The organism is Streptomyces sp. NPDC006372 (assembly GCF_040612515.1).
In the GTDB taxonomy this organism is placed as follows: Bacteria; Actinomycetota; Actinomycetes; order Streptomycetales; family Streptomycetaceae; genus Streptomyces.
Window position 1 is genome coordinate 38389 of record NZ_JBEXQJ010000040.1, and the last position, 15814, is coordinate 54202.

Genomic DNA, 15814 nt, shown 5'->3' on the forward strand with positions numbered 1-15814 from the left:
CGGCCCGGGCACCTGAGCCCGCCGTGAACAGTCCCGGTCGCCACGCCCGGCCAGACCGGCGATTTTCGTCCATGTGCCGCCGTACACAGCGTGTCGCCCGTCCGGCCGGTCCACACTGGGACGCATGCGGGTGGTGATCATGACGGCGGGGTCGCGCGGCGACGTCGCGCCGTACACCGGGTTGGGCGCGGGGCTGGCACGGAGCGGGCACGAGGTCACGCTCGCCACCCACGGCCTGTTCGAGTCGCTGACCGCGGGTTCCGGGGTGCGGTTCCACGCGACGCCCGTCGACCCGCACGCCGTGCTGCGCTCCCACCACGGCCGCAGCCTGCACGCCAGCACCACAGGGCTCGGCAAACTGCTGCGCGCGGTGGCCATGGCGAAGTCCGCCGCCGAGGAGATGACCGACTCCCTCGTCCAGGCGGCCCGCGGCGCGGACGTCGTGCTGGCCGCCGGTGCCGTAGCACCGCTGGGCCGGGCCATCGCCGAAGGACTGAAGCTGCCCAGCCTGGGTCTGTTCCTCCAACCCCAGCATCCGACACGCGAGTTCGGGGCTCCCATGCTCGGCGGACGCTCGCTCGGCCTCGTGGGCAACCACCTGGGCGGGCTGGCCGTCGTCACCGCCGTCGACCGGGTCTTCACCCGGGCCATGCGCAGACTGCGAATCCAGCACGGGATGAACCCGCGCGGCGGCGCCGCCGGCCGCCGGGCCCATGAGCGGGCCCGGTGGCCCGTGCTGCACGGCTTCAGCGAACTGGTGGTGCCCCGCCCCAGGGACTGGCGCCCAGGACTGGAGATCGCCGGGTACTGGTGGCCGCACGACACCCGCGCGCTGCCCGGGGAACTCGAGGACTTCCTCGCCGCCGGGCCCGCCCCGGTCTTCGTCGGCCTGGGCAGCGCCACCGTGCCGGACGCCGAGCGCCTCAGCGGTGAGATCGTGCGCGCCCTGCGCACGGCGGGACTGCGGGGCGTGATCCAGCGGGGCTGGGCCGGTCTCGCCGCCCGCGACGACGACGTGATCACGGTCGGCGACGTGCCGCACGCACGCCTGTTTCCCCGGACGGCCGCCGTGGTCCATCACGCCGGAGCCGGCACCAGCGCCGCCGTGCTGCGCGCGGGCGTCCCCACCGTCCCGGTGCCCGTGCAGTTCGACGCCGGCTTCTGGGCGGCCCGCCTGGTCGGGCTGGGCACCGCGCCCCGCGCCGTACCCCTGCGCCGCCTCACCGCCGAGACCCTCGCACCCGCCCTGCGCCGGGCCGTGAGCGACCCCGTGCACCGCGACCGCGCGCAGATCCTGGCACACCGACTGGCCGAGGAGGACGGCGTGGCACCGGTCCTGGCCGCGCTCGGCCGGCTCGCCTCGTAGGCACGGGCTCACGACAGCGGCACCGTCGACCCCCTGATCACCACCCGGCAGGACAGCCTCTCCACGCCCGACCGGCGCGTGCCGGAGAACGCCGAGAACAAGGCGTGCGCGGCTGCCCGCCCGACCTGTTCGAGATTCATGTCGACGCTGGTCAGCGACGGCCGGGACGCCGACGTCAGGACCCGCCAGTTGTCGAAGCCCATCACCGCCACGTCCTCCGGCACCCGGTGACCGCGCTCGCGCAGCACGTCCATGACACCCCGGGCGATCTGGTCGCTGCCGCACAGCACGGCGTCCACGTCCGGATGCCCGTCGAGCAGCATCGCGGTGGCCGCCCGCCCCCAGCCCTCCGACCACGCCCCGAACCGGGGTTCGCCGACCAGGGCCAGACCGGCGTCGGCGAGCGCGGCCCGGGCACCCTCGGACCGCTCCCGCGCCGCGGCGTACCCGGGGTCACCGGTGATGTGCGCGATCCGCGTACGGCCGCAGGCCAGCAGATGCTCCACCGCGATACGGCCCGCCCCGACACTGTCCGGCACGATGGACAGGTCCTCCGGGTCCTCCGACGGCGCGTACGCGTACACGACGGGCACCGGCAGTTCGCGGCCCAGTGACGGACGCGGATCGGTCCGGCTGCCCACCACGATCAGGCCGTCCACCCGGCGGCCCAGCAGCGCACGCACATGGTGCTGCTCCCTGATCGCGTCCCCGCGGGCGTCGCACAGGAACACCGCGACCTCGCCCGCTCCGAAGGCGTCCTCGGCCCCCATCAGGATCGGGATGCTGAACCGGCCCTCCAGGTCACTGGTGAGCAGACCGACCGTGCCCGTCCGCCCGGCCAGCAGACCCCGGGCCACCTGATTGGGCCGGAACGCCAGCCGCTCGGCCGCCTCGATCACACGCTCCCTGGTCTCCGCCCGTACCTGGCTGCGGCCGTTGAGGGCCTTGGACGCCGTGGCGATCGACACGCCCGCCAGCCGGGCGACATCGCTGAGCGTGGACGGCTGCGAACGCGAGGGACCGGTGGCCTGTGCCATGCGTCTTCTCCTGTCTCACGTCGCCTGCCGACGGCGTCGAGGGGACCCCACACAGTACGCGAAAAATTTCGGCACCGCCCTCGGCTGCGTTTCGACGGCACCTCAGAAACCGCTTCACGCACGGGGATTGACGGGTCATAGGGTGCGTCCTTAGCGTCTCAGAAAGCCTTTTCGGTTCGTTTCTGCCGCTGAGTTCAGTGCCACCACATCCATTGTCCCGACCGGCGTGCCCGCTCACGGCCCGCCGCGACACAAGGGGGAATCGACCATGGGGAGCACGGCCGGACCGCGTGGACACACACGCCGCCTCGTCACGACCGCCATCGCCCTGCTCGCCACCGCGAGCCTGGTCACGGCCTGCGGCTCGGGGGACGGCGGATCCGGCGGGGGAGGGGACAAGGCGGCGACCGCCGGCGGTGTCGACGACGGCACCAAGCTGACGATGTGGACGCGCGCGGCGACCCGGCCGCAGAGCGAGGCCCTGGTCGAGGCGTACAACGCGAGTCACCGGAACAAGATCGAGCTGACCGTCGTCCCCACCGACGACTACCAGGCCAAGGTCGGCGCCGCGGCCGGCTCCCGCGACCTGCCCGACCTGTTCGCCTCCGACGTCGTGTTCGTGCCCAACTACACCTCCAGCGGCCTCTTCGCCGACATCACCGAACGCGTCGACGCCCTGCCCTTCGCCGAGCACCTCGCCCCGTCGCACATCAAGGCCGGCACCTACGAGGACAAGAAGTACGTGGTCCCGCACACCCTCGACCTGTCAGTGCTCTTCTACAACAAGGAGCTCTACCGCAAGGCGAAGCTGGACCCCGGGAAGCCACCCGCCACGCTGGGGGAGTGGGACCGGCAGGCGCGGGCCGTGGACAAACTGGGCGGCGGCGTCGACGGCACCTTCTTCGGCGGCAACTGCGGTGGCTGCGGCGTCTTCACCTGGTGGCCGTCCATCTGGGCGGCCGGCGACGAGGTCCTGAACCAGGAGGGCACCGAGGCCGACCTCGCCTCCGGCACCGCGAAGAAGGTCTACGACACCTACCGCGGCTGGGTGCGGGACGGCATCGTCGCCCCCGGGGCGCGCGAGGAGACCGGCACGACCTGGACCGGCGTGTTCCCCAAGGGCAAGGTCGGCGTGATGCCCATGCCGTCCACCACGCTCGGGCTGATGCCCAAGGACCTCGACCTCGGCGTCGCGGGCATCCCCGGACCCGACGGCGGCCGGTCCACCTTCGTGGGCGGGGACGCCGTCGGCATCTCCGCCACGAGCGGTTCGGCCGACCAGGCCTGGAACTTCCTCGCCTGGTCCCTGGGTGAGAAGGCCCAGGTCGACGTGGTCGCCGCCCACAAGGACGTGGTGGCCCGCACCGACCTCGCGTCCAACAAGCACTCCAAGGCCGACCCGCGGCTCGTGACGATCAACGAACTCGTCGCGCACGGCCGCACCCCGTACGCGCTGAAGTTCGGCCAGACCTTCAACGATCCCAACGGGCCCTGGCTGACCCTGATGCGCGACGCCGTCTTCGGCGACGGGTCGTCCGTCGCGAAGGACAACGAGGCCGTGACCGCCTCGCTGGCCGACTGAGCGCCCGGCCCAGCCCCTCCCACGTCGTACGGCAGAGGAGAGCCATGCAGGTGAAGGCGCCCGACCGAACGGCCGCCGAGCCCGAAGCGCCACCACCACGCCCGTCCCGGACCGCCCCGCCCCGCTGGCGGTCCCGCACGGCCCAGGGCCTGGCCTACGCGGCCCCCACGGCCGTCTTCGTCGCCGTCTTCTTCCTGCTGCCCCTGCTCCTCGTCGGGCAGATGTCGCTCAGCGACTGGCCGCTGCTGGCGGGAGACCGCGGCGTCAACGCCCCTGAGAACTACACCGACATCATCGACAGCACCCTGTTCTGGCCCGCCGTCCGCTTCACCCTCCTCTACACCGTCATCGTCACGGCCGTACTCCTCGCCCTGGCACTCGGACTCGCCCTGCTGGTCCAGGAGTCGCGCCCCGGAGCCGGCTTCTTCCGCACCGTCTACTTCCTGCCCAGCGCCCTCGGACTGGCCTCCGCCTCGCTGCTCTTCTGGGGCCTGTACAGCCCCACCACCGGCCCGCTCAGCCGCATCCTGGAAAAACTCGGACTCGTCGACGACCCCGTGTCCTTTCTCGGCACACCGACCTCGGCGCTGCTGTCGACGGTGTTCCTCATCGTCTGGAAGTTCGCCGGCTTCTACATGCTGATCCTGCTCGTCGGCCTCCAGCGCATCCCGCACGAGGTGTACGAGGCGGCCCGGATGGACGGCGCGAGCCGCGGCCAGATCTTCCGCTCCATCACCCTGCCGCTGCTGCGGCCCTCCCTCGCCCTGTGCCTGCTGCTGTGCGTGACCGGTTCCCTGCTCGCCTTCGACCAGTTCTTCATCCTCACCAAGGGCGGACCGGACAACAGCACCGTCACCGTCGTCCAGCTGATCTACCGGGAGGCCTTCCAGCGGATGAACCTCGGCACCGCGGCCGCCCTGTCGATCGTCGTGCTGGCCGCGCTGCTCCTGCTGAACGCCCTGCAGTTCCGGGGCCTGCGCCGGGCCGACGAGTCATGACCACCGCCGCACCCAGAAGGGACCCCACGGTGCTCACCCGCGCCCTCGGCCGCACGCCTCACTACGTCGTCGCCGCAGGACTGGCCGTCATCTTCCTGTTCCCGCTGCTGTGGAACGCCTGGGCGTCGGTCAGCGGCCAGCCCGGCACCGCCCAGCAGTCCGGCCACGGCTTCGGCAACTACCGGACGCTGCTCGAGTACGACGCGGGCCTGTGGCGCTACCTCCTCAACAGCACCGTCGTCTCGGCACTGACCGTCGCCCTGACCCTCGGGGTCTCCCTGCTGGGCGGCTACGCCTTCGCCCGCTTCGACTTCCCGGGCCGGAACCTGCTGTTCCTGCTGACGTTGGCCATCCTGATGGTCCCGTACGCCACGCTCCTCATCCCCCTCTACGTGCTGCTGGGCCGGCTCCATCTGCAGAACTCGCTGATCGGGCTGAGCCTGGTGCTGGCGATGTTCCAACTGCCGTTCGCCACCTTCATGATGCGGATCTCCTTCGAGGCGGTGCCCCGCGAACTGGAGGAGTCGGCGCTCGTCGACGGCTGCGGCACGGCCGGTGCGCTGCGGCGCGTGCTCCTGCCGGCGGTGCGGCCGGGGCTGATCACGGTGGGGCTGTTCGCCTTCCTCGCCGCCTGGAACGACTTCATCGCACCACTGATCCTCATCTCCGACGGCGAGAAGGCACCGCTGCCCCTGGCCGTGGCCAACCTGCGGCAGCAGAGCATGGGCGCCGTCGACTACGGCGCCACCGAGGCGGGCGTCGTCGTCCTGGCCGTGCCCTGCCTGCTGCTCTTCCTGCTGCTGCAACGGCACTACATCAGGGGCTTCATGTCCGGCGCGCTCAAGGGCTGAAGCGCCGCATCACCATCGACGGACCACCGGAAGGGACGTACCGAAGGCATGAACTGGTGAGGGAGAACACGGCACGCTCGCTCGTCCTGCCCGTGGCGCCGACCCGCGGCCGGCTCCGTCCGCTGGGTCTCGACGAGGTCAGGATCACCGGAGGTTTCTGGGCCCGGCGCCGCCACGTCAACGCGACCGCGACGCTCGCGCACTGCCGCGACTGGATGGAACGCGAGGGCTGGACCGGCAACTTCCGGGCCGCCGCAAAGGGCCGGATCGACCGGGACCGGCGCGGCCGGGAGTTCGCCGACTCCGAGGTGTACAAGCTCCTCGAGGCCATGGCGTGGGAGGGCGCCGCGTACGACGAGGATGTCGCCGCGCTCACCGGCACGATCTCCCCGGCCCAGCACCCGGACGGCTATCTGAACACCGCCTTCGGCCGTCCCGGACAGCCGCCCCGCTACAGCGACCTCGAATGGGGCCATGAACTCTACTGTCACGGGCACCTCGTCCAGGCGGGTGTCGCCCAGGCCCGCTCCCGGGGCGAGGGCGAGCTGGCCCGGATCGCCCGCCGGGCCGCCGACCATGTCTGCGACACCTTCGGCCCGGGCGGCATCCAGGGCGTCTGCGGACACCCGGAGATCGAGACGGCCCTCGTGGAACTCGCCCGGCTGACGGGGGAGCAGCGCTACCTCGACCAAGCCGCCCTGTTCGTCGAGCGACGCGGCCACGGCACCCTCGCCGACATCGAGTTCGGCCGCGCCTACTACCAGGACGACGTGCCCGTCCGCCGGGCCGAGGTGCTGCGCGGCCACGCCGTCCGCGCCCTCTACCTCACGGCCGGTGCCGTCGACGTGGCCGTGGAGACCGGCGACGACGCCCTGCTCGCCGCGACCGTACGGCAGTGGGAGGCGACCGTCGCCCGGCGGACCTATCTGACCGGCGGCATGGGCTCGCACCACCGCGACGAGTCCTTCGGCGACGACTTCGTGCTGCCGCCCGACCGTGCCTACTCCGAGACCTGCGCCGGAGTCGCCTCCGTGATGCTTGCCTGGCGGCTGCTCCTCGCCACCGGCGAGCCCCGCTTCGCGGACCTGGCCGAGCGAACCCTGTTCAATGTGATCGCCACCTCCCCGGCCGAGGACGGCCGGTCCTTCTTCTACGCCAACACCCTGCACCGCCGCCACCGGGGCGTCGCGCCCCCGACGGACCGGGTCAGCCCGCGTGCCGACTCGGGACTGCGCGCCCCCTGGTTCGCCGTGTCGTGCTGCCCGACCAACGTGGCGCGTACGCTCGCCCAACTGCCCGCCTATCTGGCGACGACCGACGGCGACGGCGTACAACTGCACCAGTACGCCGACGCGGAACTCAGCACCTCCCTGGCCGACGGGCAGGGCGTGGCGCTACGCGTCCGGACCGACTACCCCTCCGGGGGAACCGTGACCGTGCGGATCGGCCGGTCCCCGGCCCGGCCCTGGACCCTGTCGCTGCGCGTCCCCGGCTGGACGGCGGGCGCCACCGCCCGGCTGGTCGACCCGGACGGGAAACAACGCACGGTCACCCCGGGCACCGCGCAGCTGACCCGCACCTTCCGGCCCGGCGACGAGATCCGCCTCGAACTGCCCGTCGCCCCGCGCTGGATCCGCGCCGACCCCCGTGTCGACGCGGCCCGGGGCACCGTCGCCGTCCAGCGCGGTCCCCTCGTCTACTGCGCCGAGTCCACCGACCTGCCCGGCGGCCACGAGGCCGACGCGATCCGCGTGGACCCGTCCACCGCACCGCAGGACGGCCCGGGCGGCTCGGTCGTCGCCGAGGGCGGACTCGCCGGCCCGCGCGACACCACCTGGCCGTACCAGCCACTCGACCAGGCCACCGCACCCGCCACCGCCCGCACGGCGATCACCCTCGTCCCCTACCACTCCTGGGCGAACCGCGGTCCCTCGACCATGCGCGTATGGCTGCCGACGACCCCGCCCCCGACGACGCCCACCCGGAGGTAGCCGTGCCCGCACCGCGAAGACGACGCCACCGCGGCACACTGGCCGCGGCGCTGACCCTGGGCCTGCTGGCCCCGCTCGCCGCCACGGCCCCGGCCGCGGCGGACAACTCGGCGATCGGCTACCCGGTCTACTCGGGGACCGACGACCCCGTCCCCACCCTCCCGGCCGGCTTCACCGTCCACCGCACCCTGCGCGCCCAGTACGAGGCCGACCACGCGGCCGGGGACGGCACCGACTTCTGGATGGACCGGATGCTGGCCCGCAAGGGCGAGGACCCGGCAGGAGACTGGCTGTTCACCCGGGGACGCGCCGTGTTCATGAAGGAGCACGAGCCCGCGAGGCTCGGCTTCGCCGGCAAGGTCGCCTACTGGGAGAGCATCGACAACAGCTCCGCCTACACGATCACTCTGAACGTCGACGACGAGGACCTCACCCTCCGGGAGAACACCGCCGCCCGCACGCAGACTCCCAGCTACTGGCGCAGCGAGTTCACCCACGAGGCCACCGGTCTGAACGTGACCCAGACCAAGTTCATCACCGAGGCGAACGTCGCCGTCACGAACCTGGCCGTCACCAACTCCGGCCCCCGGGGCCGCGAGGTCCGGCTGCGCGCCACGTCCCCGTACGCGACGACGCCCGAGGGACGCGAGCTCACCGGTGCCGTGCCGGCGAAGAACAACCTCACGACAGTCTTCCCCCGCCTCAGCGGCGACGGCTTCACTCCCGACGGCGCGTCACTGACCCGCACACTCTCCCTGCGGGCGGGCCGCACTCTCGGCGCCAAGGTCCAACTCGGCTTCGTCACGGAGGAGATCACCGGATCCCGCCCCGAGTACGACGCGGTGCGCACCACGTCCCCCGCCACCGCCTTCCGCCGGCACGTGCAGACGTACAACCGCTGGTGGGCCGAGAACCTGCCGTACCTCGACATCCCTGACGACAACATCGAGAAGACGCTCTACTACCGCTGGTGGCTGCTGCGTTACAACTACCTCGACGCCGACATCCCGGGCAACGACTACCAGTTCCCCACCTCGATGGAGGGCGTGCTCGGCTACAACAACGCCATCGCGCTGACCGTCGGCATGTTCGTCGACGACCTCAAGTACCTGCGCGACCCGGCCTGGTCCTACGGCCCGTGGGTGTCGGCCGGAGAGGTCTCGAAGAACGGCAGGTACTCCGACAACCCCGGCGACCCGGAGAACTGGTCCAACAGCTACACCCAGTACCTCTCCGAGGCGGCCTGGCGCTCCTACCAGGTGCACGGCGGCCCCGACGGCATCGTGCGCAACCTCGCCCGCTACGCCGAGCGGGACGTCCGCGGGCAGCTCGAGACCTACGACGAGGACGGCAACGGCCTGATCGAGTACGACTGGGGCGCCATGACCGGCAACGACGCCGACGCGGTGTCGTTCCACTGGAAGCCGGGAAACCTGGACCGGACCGAATCGGCCTACGTCTACAGCAACGCGACAGCGGCGGCCCGCGCCTACGACCTGCTCGGCGAGAAGGCGAAGGCCGACGAGATGCGCGCGACGGCCGCCCGGGTGCGCAAGGCCGTCCTGGAACACCTCTGGGACCCGAAGGACAAGCTCCTCAAGCACCGGCACGTCGCGACCGACACCCTGGTGCCCTGGAAGGAGATCAACAACTACTACCCGTACAGCGTGGGCCTGATGCCCACCCCCGACGAGGACCCGCAGTACCTCGAGGCGCTGCGGCTGTGGGCGGACGCGAAGCAGTACCCCGTCTTCCCGTTCTTCACGGCCAACCAGGCCGACAAGGCGGAGGCGGCGGAACAGGGCAATCCCGGGAGCAACAACTTCTCCGTCATCAACTCCACCGTCACCTTCCGCTTCCTGTCCTCGGTGCTGCGGAAGTACCCCAGCAAGTACATCGACAGCACCTGGTACAAGAAGCTGCTGTCCTGGAACGCCTGGGCCCATTACGTCGACGGCGACAACCGGTGGCCCGACCAGAACGAGTTCTGGTCCGACGGCAGCGCCGACCCGCAGAAGATCGGCTACCGCTCCTGGATCCACCACACCGTCCTCGGCGCCACCAACTGGACCGTCATCGAGGACGCCATGGGCTTTCGGCCGCGTGACGACCGGAAGATCGAACTGTGGCCGATCGACGTCGACTGGTCCCACTTCGCCGTCACCGACATCAACTACCGCGGCACGGACGCGGCCGTGGTGTGGGACGAACCGGGCGACGGGAAACGGCCGTACGGCCGCCAGGTCCCCGAGGGATACTCGGTCTACCTCGACGGGAAGCTCGCCTTCACCGCCGACCGCCTCACCCACCTCGTCTACGACCCCGCCACCCGCAAGGTCACCTTTCCCGACGGCCAAGGGGCCAAGGCCCGGACCACCGGGCTGCGTACGGCCGTTGCCGAGCCGCAGGACGTCGCCTACGGCCGGAAGGACCGCGTCACCGACCTCTTCGCCAAGGCGGGCCGGGACCTGACAGGCACGGCGACGGAGAACCTCGCCGCCGGCGCCACCGTCCGCGCCTCCCACGAGGCGCAGGGCCATGGAGTGGCCGGAGCCGTCGACGGCTTCACGATCAACGAGCCCTTCTGGGGCGCCCGCGGCTCGGGCAACACCGAGGACTGGTACGAGGTCGACTTCGGCCGGCCACGCGAGGTCGACGACGTCCGGCTCCACTTCTACAGCGACAAACGGCCGGGCGGCTACGCCGAGCCCGCCCTCTACACCGTGCAGTACCACGAGGGCGGCGGGCAGTGGAAGGACGTCGCCGGACCGGTCAAGTCGCCCGTCGACCCGCGGGCCAACCTCAATGAGGTGCGCTTTGGGAAGGTGACGACCGAGAAGCTGCGGGTGCTGATGCGCCACCGGGACGGTCACACCAGCGGACTGAAGGAGATCCAGGCCTTCGCCACCGGTGTCCGGCCGCCGGCGGCCCGGAACCACGCCCCCTACGTCGAGACGTGGCGTGACACCACCTACAGTCGCCCCGGTCAGGTCAGGCTGACGGGGATCGTCGAGGACGACGGCCTCCCGGAGAGGAAGCTCACCTCCTCCTGGAAGGCGGCGGACGGCCCCGAGGACGGCACCGTCATCTTCGGCACCCCGAACGCCTCGACCACCGTCGCCCGCTTCACCAAGGCGGGCACCTACACCCTCGAACTCACCGCCGACGACGGCGCCTTGAGGACGTCGAAGAAGGTGGTCGTCAAGGTGGAGGGCCTGTCGGACGATCAGGTGAACGTGGCTCCGTCCGCGACCCCCACCGCCTCCTACACCTCCGGCTGGGAATCGGTTGCCGCGATCAACGACGGCCGCGAGCCGTCCTCCTCGTCCGACGCCCCGCGCTGGGGCAGCTGGCCCCAGAAGGGCACCCAGTGGATCCAGTACACCTGGGACGACCCGGTCCGTGTGGCCGGATCCGACCTGTACTTCTTCCGTGACGCGCAGCCCGGCGCGTCCGACGGTGTGGGAGTGCCGGCCTCCTGGGCGATCGAGTACCGCGACGGCGACACCTGGCGAGAAGTCCCCGGTCCCAGCGGCTACGGCACCGCCGAGGACCGCTACAACCGCACCACCTTCACCCCGGTCACCACCACCGCCCTACGGGCGAGACTCACCGGGCACCCGAACCTCGCCCTGGGCGTGCAGGAGTGGAAGGTCTACGCCGAGCCCCCGGAATCGGTGCGCGAGGTCCACATCCCCACCACCCGCGGCACCGTCCCCGCCCTGCCCGCCCAGGTGACGCTGGTGTACGCCGACGGCTCCACGGCACGCTCACCGGTGGCCTGGCCGGCCCTGACCGAGGACCAGGTCGCCGAGGGCGGCACCCGAGTGACAGTCACCGGCCTCGCCGACCGCACCGCACAGCCGGTCACCGCCACCGTGTGGGTCCGGCACACCGAGGCGGTCGAGATCACCGGCATCGCGGAGGAGCGCCTCACCACCCGCCCGGGCAGGCCCCCCACGCTCCCGGGCACGGTGGTCGCCACCTACAACGACGGTTCCAAGGACAGCCGGACACGGGTGACCTGGGACCCGGTGGACCCGGACCAGTACGCGGGCCCGGGAACCTTCGAGGTCGAGGGAACCGTGCCGGACACCTCCCTCCGCGCGACCGCCACGATCACCGTGACACCCCCCACGTGACCCGAGCGGGCCTCTCCCACCCGCTGACGACCCCACGACGATCGGAGTGCGCCATGTCCCAGCCACCCACCCGACGCCGCGTGCTGAGCCTCACCGCCGGCGCCGCCGCGGCCCCGCTCCTGGCCTCCGCCCCGCCGGCGCAGGCCGCCCCGGCCGAGGCAGCCCCCGCTGCCGCCGTGCCGCCCGCCCAGCCCGCCTGGGCGGTGCGGCCCTTCGCCCTGCACGAAGTGGCACTCGGCGGGGGAGTCTTCCGCGACAAACGGGACCTGATGCTCGACTACGCCCGCGCCTACCCGGCCGACCGCATCCTCGCGGTGTTCCGCGCCAACGCCGGCCTGGACACGCGCGGCGCCCGGCCGCCGGGCGGCTGGGAAACCGCCGACGGCAACCTGCGCGGCCACTACGGCGGCCACTTCCTCACCCTCATCGCCCAGGCCTACGCCGACACACGCGAGCCCGCACTCAAGTCCAAGCTGGACCACCTCGTCACCGCCCTGGGCGAGTGCCAGCAGGCCCTCGCCGACCACGGCAACCCGAAACCGAGCCACCCCGGCTATCTTGCGGCCTACCCGGAAACCCAGTTCATCCTCCTGGAGAGCTACACGACGTACCCCACCATCTGGGCTCCGTACTACACCTGTCACAAGATCATGCGCGGCTTGCTGGACGCCCACACCCTGGCCGGCAACCAGCAGGCCCTGACCATCGCCGCGAAGATGGGCGACTGGGTGCACAGCCGCCTGGGCGGGCTGCCGAAGGCCCAGCTGGAACGCATGTGGTCGATCTACATCGCCGGTGAGTACGGCGGCATGAACGAGGTCATGACGGACCTGTACGCCCTCACCGGCCGGGAGGAACACCTCGCCGCCGCCCGCTGCTTCGACAACACCACACTGCTCGACGCCTGCGCGGAGAACCGCGACATCCTGGAGGGCAAGCACGCCAACCAGCACATCCCGCAGTTCACCGGCTACCTCCGGCTGTCCGATCACACCGGCGAGGAGAGGTACGCCGCAGCGGCCCGCAACTTCTGGGGCATGGTGGCAGGGCCGCGCACGTACGCCCTGGGCGGCACCGGCCAGGGTGAGATGTTCCGCGCCCGCGGCGCCATCGCGGCGACCCTCGACGACAAGAACGCCGAGACCTGCGCGACGTACAACATGCTCAAACTGAGCCGGCAGCTCTTCTTCCGCGACCCCGACCCCTCCTACATGGACTACTACGAACGGGGCCTGACGAACCACATACTCGCCTCGCGCCGGGACGCCCCCAGCACGACCGGCCCCGAGGTCACCTACTTCGTCGGCATGGGCCCGGGCGTCGTCCGCGAGTACGGCAACACCGGCACCTGCTGCGGCGGCACCGGCATGGAGAACCACACCAAGTACCAGGACTCGATCTACTTCCGCTCCGCCGACGGCAGCGCCCTGTACGTCAACCTCTACCTGGCCTCGGTCCTGCACTGGCCGGAACGCGGCCTCGTCATCGAGCAGAGCAGCGACTTCCCGGCCGACGGCGTACGCACCCTCACCTTCCGCGAGGGCGGGGGCCCGCTCGCCGTGAAACTCCGCATCCCGTCCTGGGCCACGGCAGGCGTCACCGTCACGGTCAACGGAACCAGGCAGGGAGGCCGGGCGGCGCCCGGCACCTACCTCACCCTGAACAGAACCTGGCGCCCGGGCGACCGTATCCGCGTCTCGACGCCCTACCGCCTGCGCATCGAACGGGCCTTGGACGACCCGACAGCCCAGTCACTCTTCTACGGCCCCCTCCTCCTGACGGCCCAGAGCCCCGAACAGGGGTTCCGCACCTTCTCGTTCTACAAGGACTTCACCCTCCGGGGCGACCTGGCCGACGCGGTCAAACCAGCCTCCCGCCCCCTGCACTTCACCACGCACGACCTGACCCTGGCCCCCTTCCACATCGGCAGCGACACCCCCTACCACGCCTACTTCAAACGCTCCGAGCCCGTCATCGCGTTCGGCACGACCGACTCGGGCGTGCCCAACCGCGTCGGCCCCGACGGCCGGACCTTCCTCGACACCCTGTGGGATCAGGCGCCCTTCCAGAACCACGCCCACTTCGTGCGCACCGTACGTACCCTCGCGCGCCGCTGGCTGTCGGAGGACCTGTTCACCCGCACGGAACACGACCGCGTCATCAAGGCCGCGAACGACGCCGACCTGAGACGCTGAACGACCGCACCCTCCCTCGTTGTGGCGTGGATCACAGCGGCTGGATTGAGTCGGGCACCGGGGGCGGTTCCGTACCCTCCCCTGACGTGTGGGAGCCGGACTGCGAGGATGAGGCGCCATGACCGCTGGGTGGTGTTCCCGCACGCTCAGGGCCGCCGTCTTCGCGGCGGTCTGCGTGCTGCTCGCCTCCCTGGGCCACGTCATGATGTCCGAAACCGCCGTGCCCTGGTGGGCGATGGCCGCGGGAGCGACGGCGACCGGCGGCACGGCCTGGCGACTGGCCGGCCGGGAACGCGGTCCGGCCCTCGTCGGCTCCGTCGCCGTCGCCACCCAGGCGGTACTCCACGCGTTCTTCTCACTCGCCCAGTCCATGGCCCCTGCGGCCGCGGGCCACCCGACGGGCCACGGCCCGGGGACCTCGCACCCCATGGGGTCGTTGGACCACATGGGGGCCGCCCATGCGCCGGATCACGGCATGGGCGACGTGTCCTCGTCCGGCATGCTCGCCGCGCACCTGCTGGCCGCGCTGCTGTGCGGACTCTGGCTCGCCCACGGTGAGCGCGCCGCCTTCCGCATCCTGAGGGCCCTCGCCGGATGGCTCGTGGCGCCGCTGCGCCAGCTCCTGCGACTGCCCGCACCGCCGCACCGGCCGCGCGTCCGCGTCCGGCACCGCTCCGTTCCAAAGCCGCGGCGGCTTCTCCTCTGTCACGCGATCACCTCGCGAGGTCCACCCACGGGGACAGCTGTCGCCTGACGACAGCCGGCTTCCCGGGGCGCGCTCCGGGCATCGGCCGTGGCACACGCACGCCCGGCCCTCGTCACTTCACCCCTTCACCGGGCCCGCCGCGCCGCTCGCCGCCGTGCACGCCGGCGCCCCCACACACCATCGCACGACAGAGAACTGGAGCACTCACCGTGACCAGGAAGACCCGCACCACCGCCGTCGCGCTCAGCGCGGTCGCCTTCGCGATCGCCGTCGCCGCCGCGGGCCCGGCCGCAGCCCACGCCGAGGTGGAGGCGGAGGGCGCCCGGGCCCTCGACAAGAACGTCTCGCTGACCTTCTCCGCTGAGTCGGAGTCCGCCTCGGCGGGCATCAGCAAGCTGGAGGTGGTCCTGCCCGAGGGCATCACCCCGCAGGACATCACCTACGAAAAAGGCCCCCAGGGCTGGAAGTTCGCCCCCACCGGCCGCGGCTACACCGTGTCCGGACCGAAGCTCGCCGTGGGCGAGGACGCCGAATACGTCGTGACCGTACGGCAGTTGCCCGACGCGAATGAGCTGGTCTTCAAGACCCTGCAGAGCTACAGCGACGGCAAGATCGACCGCTGGATCCAACTGGAGGAGGAAGCCGAGGGCGACGGCCACGGGCACGGGCATCCCGCACCCCGCCTGAAGCTGAAGGCGGCCGCTCCCGGCGCCGAGTTCGTGAGCCCCGCCCCTGAAGAGGAACCGACGACTCCCGCCCCGTCGAAGGGCACCGCCTCGGACGAGCCGGACGACGCGTCGTCCGCGCAGCCCGTGGCCGACGACACGAAGGACGACGACGGTATGCCCGTCGCCGTGCCGCTGGGCATCGTCGCTGCCGTGCTCGTCCTCGGCGGTGGCGGTGCCTGGTGGCTGAGGACCCGGCGCAACCGGTCCGCCTGAGACCC

The 15814-nt window shown here is 71.6% G+C and carries 10 protein-coding genes; 9 read left to right on the forward strand and 1 reads right to left on the reverse strand.

Annotated features, from left to right (window positions below):
* The first annotated feature begins 124 nt into the window (after window positions 1–124).
* Window positions 125–1366 (forward strand): glycosyltransferase, encoded by a 1242-nt coding sequence (locus tag ABZ016_RS36975; protein ID WP_356921120.1) that lies wholly within the window; start codon window positions 125–127, stop codon window positions 1364–1366.
* 8 nt (window positions 1367–1374) lie between these two features.
* Here the strand turns inward: ABZ016_RS36975 and ABZ016_RS36980 are convergent, their stop codons facing one another.
* Entirely contained in the window at window positions 1375–2403 is a 1029-nt protein-coding gene (locus ABZ016_RS36980; RefSeq protein WP_356921121.1) for a LacI family DNA-binding transcriptional regulator, read from the reverse strand.
* A gap of 268 nt (window positions 2404–2671) precedes the next feature.
* Here ABZ016_RS36980 and ABZ016_RS36985 point away from each other — a divergent pair, with 268 nt between their 5' ends.
* The 8 genes from ABZ016_RS36985 to ABZ016_RS37020 all read left to right on the forward strand — a co-directional run bounded on the left by ABZ016_RS36985 (window position 2672) and on the right by ABZ016_RS37020 (window position 15809).
* Window positions 2672–3985, forward strand: coding sequence for a sugar ABC transporter substrate-binding protein (locus tag ABZ016_RS36985; RefSeq protein ID WP_356921122.1), 1314 nt, complete (start codon window positions 2672–2674; stop codon window positions 3983–3985).
* A gap of 44 nt (window positions 3986–4029) precedes the next feature.
* Complete coding sequence (locus ABZ016_RS36990; protein WP_356921123.1) at window positions 4030–4983, forward strand: sugar ABC transporter permease; 954 nt, start codon at window positions 4030–4032, stop codon at window positions 4981–4983.
* A gap of 29 nt (window positions 4984–5012) precedes the next feature.
* On the forward strand, window positions 5013–5834 hold the full coding sequence (locus tag ABZ016_RS36995) for a carbohydrate ABC transporter permease (protein WP_356921143.1): 822 nt from the start codon (window positions 5013–5015) through the stop codon (window positions 5832–5834).
* A 56-nt stretch (window positions 5835–5890) separates the two neighbouring features.
* The gene (locus tag ABZ016_RS37000) at window positions 5891–7825 is read left to right on the forward strand and encodes a beta-L-arabinofuranosidase domain-containing protein (protein WP_356921124.1); all 1935 of its coding nucleotides are present in this window, start codon (window positions 5891–5893) and stop codon (window positions 7823–7825) included.
* A complete protein-coding gene (locus tag ABZ016_RS37005; RefSeq protein WP_356921125.1) occupies window positions 7780–11967 on the forward strand; it encodes an Ig-like domain-containing protein in 4188 nt (1395 codons plus the stop codon). Before ABZ016_RS37000 ends, ABZ016_RS37005 begins: the two co-directional genes overlap by 46 nt.
* 53 nt (window positions 11968–12020) lie before the next feature.
* Complete coding sequence (locus tag ABZ016_RS37010; protein ID WP_356921126.1) at window positions 12021–14162, forward strand: beta-L-arabinofuranosidase domain-containing protein; 2142 nt, start codon at window positions 12021–12023, stop codon at window positions 14160–14162.
* A gap of 118 nt (window positions 14163–14280) precedes the next feature.
* On the forward strand, window positions 14281–14916 hold the full coding sequence (locus tag ABZ016_RS37015) for a hypothetical protein (RefSeq protein ID WP_356921127.1): 636 nt from the start codon (window positions 14281–14283) through the stop codon (window positions 14914–14916).
* Window positions 14917–15077: 161 nt separating this feature from the next.
* Window positions 15078–15809 (forward strand): DUF1775 domain-containing protein, encoded by a 732-nt coding sequence (locus ABZ016_RS37020; RefSeq protein WP_356921128.1) that lies wholly within the window; start codon window positions 15078–15080, stop codon window positions 15807–15809.
* Window positions 15810–15814: the final 5 nt, after the last annotated feature.

Bases quoted from the DNA above. Each gene is read 5' to 3' on its own strand.
- ABZ016_RS36985 (WP_356921122.1), top strand. From the start codon at position 2,672: ATGGGGAGCACGGCCGGACCGCGTGGACACACACGCCGCCTCGTCACG.
- ABZ016_RS37010 (WP_356921126.1), top strand. From the start codon at position 12,021: ATGTCCCAGCCACCCACCCGACGCCGCGTGCTGAGCCTCACCGCCGGC.
- ABZ016_RS37005 (WP_356921125.1), top strand. From the start codon at position 7,780: ATGGCTGCCGACGACCCCGCCCCCGACGACGCCCACCCGGAGGTAGCC.
- ABZ016_RS36975 (WP_356921120.1), top strand. From the start codon at position 125: ATGCGGGTGGTGATCATGACGGCGGGGTCGCGCGGCGACGTCGCGCCG.
- ABZ016_RS37015 (WP_356921127.1), top strand. From the start codon at position 14,281: ATGACCGCTGGGTGGTGTTCCCGCACGCTCAGGGCCGCCGTCTTCGCG.
- ABZ016_RS36990 (WP_356921123.1), top strand. From the start codon at position 4,030: ATGCAGGTGAAGGCGCCCGACCGAACGGCCGCCGAGCCCGAAGCGCCA.
- ABZ016_RS36980 (WP_356921121.1), bottom strand. From the start codon at position 2,403: ATGGCACAGGCCACCGGTCCCTCGCGTTCGCAGCCGTCCACGCTCAGC.